Annotated in this window: 1 pseudogene; it reads right to left on the reverse strand. The window is 42.2% G+C overall.

Annotated features, from left to right (window positions below):
- Positions 1-3,371 (reverse strand): annotated as a pseudogene (locus CLV62_RS21855) (toxin TcdB middle/N-terminal domain-containing protein); the annotation flags it as partial.

The following is a 3,371-nucleotide window of genomic DNA, read 5'->3' on the forward strand; positions in this document are numbered from 1 at the left end:
CCTAATGGATTGTTTACGGATTTCAGTTTATTGGTACGTGCAATGGTAGAACGATATACGGTCATCTTGCCGTCTTCGTCGGAAGAGACGATTTCAGGGAAGCCATCACCGTCAACATCTTGCACAGAATAAACTGTACGATTCATTGATTTAGCAGCACTTAATCCCGGATTAATTTTAATCGCTATAGGTGTCAGTGGTATCGGAATGCTGAGTGTATAAGAAGCATTCAGAGATTCGGATGTGGATGCCGATTTATTTATCTTATCCATTCCTGCCCATGTAACAGGTTCTGCAAATCCGTTTCCTGTATTAAAAGCAACTTTTACAGTTCCATTATTTTCCCATACTTTATCGGGCAGTCCGTCTGAATTTATATCCATCAACATGTAATTGGCTCCACCACTGGTTGTCGTTAAGCCAAAACCACCTGCAAAACTGGAATTTTTTATATTGAAGCCTAAATTCAGCCCGGCACTTACTGTCGATGCATTTCCTTTTTGAATTTCATCAATTCCCCAGGCTATTTCATCTGTAAAACCATATCCAAGGTTCAGACATACTTTTCCTCCGTCTTTCATGACCTTATCCGGTAAACCATCCCCATTGACATCTGTTAATGAATATTTGGTTTCATCTTTATTCCATGATTTATCGGCAGACGCACTCAATGAAGGCGGGTTGTTTTTGGCATTTTCGTTTGAAACAGTTCCTTGATTTGCGTCTTTTTTGACAGCTTTTGCAAAAATACTTGCGGCTTTAATAATATCTCCCCCCGTTCCCAAAGCATGATTACTGCTTTCTGAATATGAAGTATATCTGCCGGACAATACTTCACCGTCAAAACCTCCACGGACATTGGTAAACTGGATTTGATTCTTACTTATAATATCAGGAAATCCGTCACCGTTCATATCGGTAAAAGATAGTATAGATTCTTCGGAACCGCTCCCTTGGCTCAAATTTGCAGAAATACCCGGAACTCCGCCTCCCAGCAATGTTCCATTATTATCCCCTTTCGACTTTAAGCTGGGGGCACCAGCTCCCGAACCTTGCAGGCACGAGCCTCCTGTAACATTATTATTGCCCAGGTCAGCCAACGGATTGGTCAATACCACCTGCTGTTCGCCGAGCCGTGAACTGCTTATAATTCCTCCATTAACAAAAGTCGCAGGATTCTGTCCTACCCAATAGCTTAAAGAGTCAGGTTCCAGACTCATCGGCATCAGTACCATCTTCATCGGGTCGGCATTGTTTTTATTTTCAGGCAATGTTAACAATGATTCCTGAATCGGGTTACCATATCGCCCGTCTCCTGCATTATATATAAATTGCCCCCAGCCACGGAACATAATTCCGTATCCTTCATTCTCACGGTTAGTGAATGTATTGGCTGCCACTGTCGAGACTGCACTGTTCACTGTAATAATAGCTGTCGGATTACCCAGTTTAGCCAACAATGATTTATCCGTCACATAATATTCCACCCAGACTGTTCCGGCTTGTGCCGCAACGGAATTAATAACGGAAACAGGCGTTACTACGCCACTTGTAATGGTTACCTCCTGTTTGGCTATTAATCCAGTAACGCTCTTAACTGCCATCAATAATTTGCCGTTAACAGTTACGTCCGGTATAACGGGCAAGCCAGAGAATTTCGGTTCTATCTTGAGATTTCCGTTAGCAGCTAAAGTGTAGGGTTGTCCCTCAGAAATATGTGCTGCATAAACCGGATAATAAACCGTAGCCGGCTGACTTATAGCATTGCCATTTATCGAATAATTGATGTATGGCGTCCATTTGATATTACCTGATGCTACATTTGTTTCGGCAAGTACATTGAATTGGAGGTTTTCTCCGCCAAATGTATTCGCCACATTAAAAGATATATCGCCGTCAAATGTTTCGTTCCATGCAAATATTCTTTGATATGCTACAACTTCCTGATAAGCCGGGTTCGGTGTTTGCTGTTCGTTTTCCTGCGTTTTATTATTAGAAAGTATAACTTTCAACGTAACATTATCGGATGTTACGGGCTTAACAAATTTACCGGAAACCGTTACAGGGGTTGAAGATGGAATATAATTCGGATTTTCAATGCTGATAAAGTCCGCATCTGACACCTTATAAATAGCTGTTCCAAAAACATTCGGGTCTGTGTAATTGGCCCTGTCGGTATAAGTGATGACAGGTGACCATTTTACCCGGTCGAATGCACCGTTCGACATCTTATCTGTTCCGGATTGAACACGAAAATATACTTTTTGCCCCTTAGTAACTGTCACACTGCTTACATTAGCCTGATAAGAAGTAAAGTCACCTTTGGCGATCGCCTTATCCCACTTCTGGCTTCCTGCAACCTGGATAGCAACATGTACACCGTCTGCTTTTTCATACTCTACCTGATCATATCCGGCTTGTGGAGATTGTAACTGTACATTCCCCTCGATCCTGATCGCTCCTGTAAACGGAGCTTCCCATATACGGACAGCATCTAACATCGGAGAAGCATTTATGAATTCTTCCTGTTCCTGTGGATTAACTTCCGTATTGCTTGTGTCAATTACGCCGCCACCCATCACCGGACTCGGAGTATCACCACTGCTTAGTGTAAAGGTTGGGATCGCATTGCCTGAGCCATCGAATTCTATATGGTTAAAATATACCTTACCATCAACAATCAGGTCTATTAAACCGTCGTTGTTCACATCTGAGAAATAAACGGAAGTTTCGGACGATGAGAACCCTGTATCAATTCCTGTTGAGGTAAACGGAGTATACCCTTTAGCTCCAAAGGAGTGAGAATTACTTTTGGTTTTAGAAAACTGAGATATTCCACCCTGTATTTTTACAGCGTCTCCGTATTTCACATCTCCGTCTGTCGTTTGTGAGATATTTGCCCGGTAATATAAACTGTTCTCTTTTTTGAACACTTTATCGGGCAAACCATCCCCGTTGACATCTACCAAGGTCGAAATTCCTTCGGTTGTACTGTTTGAGTAGCTGTAACTTATTCCTCCCGAGAAATTTTTATCTGGATTCAGAGCTCCGACACCTGCATATAACGACACACTTCTTGAAGAGGTCTTACTACCTCCCAAAGCACTTGCTCTATCACTGAAACCGGATATACCCATATTAGCCACCGGGTTAATAAATCCTGCATCTATACCATCATCGTGTAACTTCCACATCTCAGCCTGAGTCTTAAACGGTATATAATTACTGCCATTTCTAACATCATCATAATAGTCCATCGTATGGCTTGCAAACTCAGCCCCGTAAGCATCCAGATGCGTCACCTTATCCAATATATTGGTATTAAAAGCCCCTTGCTTATAAGCAAAAGTATAGCTTCTGAGCGGCTGACC

The organism is Indolivaga alginatilytica (assembly GCF_003201355.1).
Classification (GTDB): Bacteria; Bacteroidota; Bacteroidia; order Bacteroidales; family Dysgonomonadaceae; genus Dysgonomonas_A; species Dysgonomonas_A alginatilytica.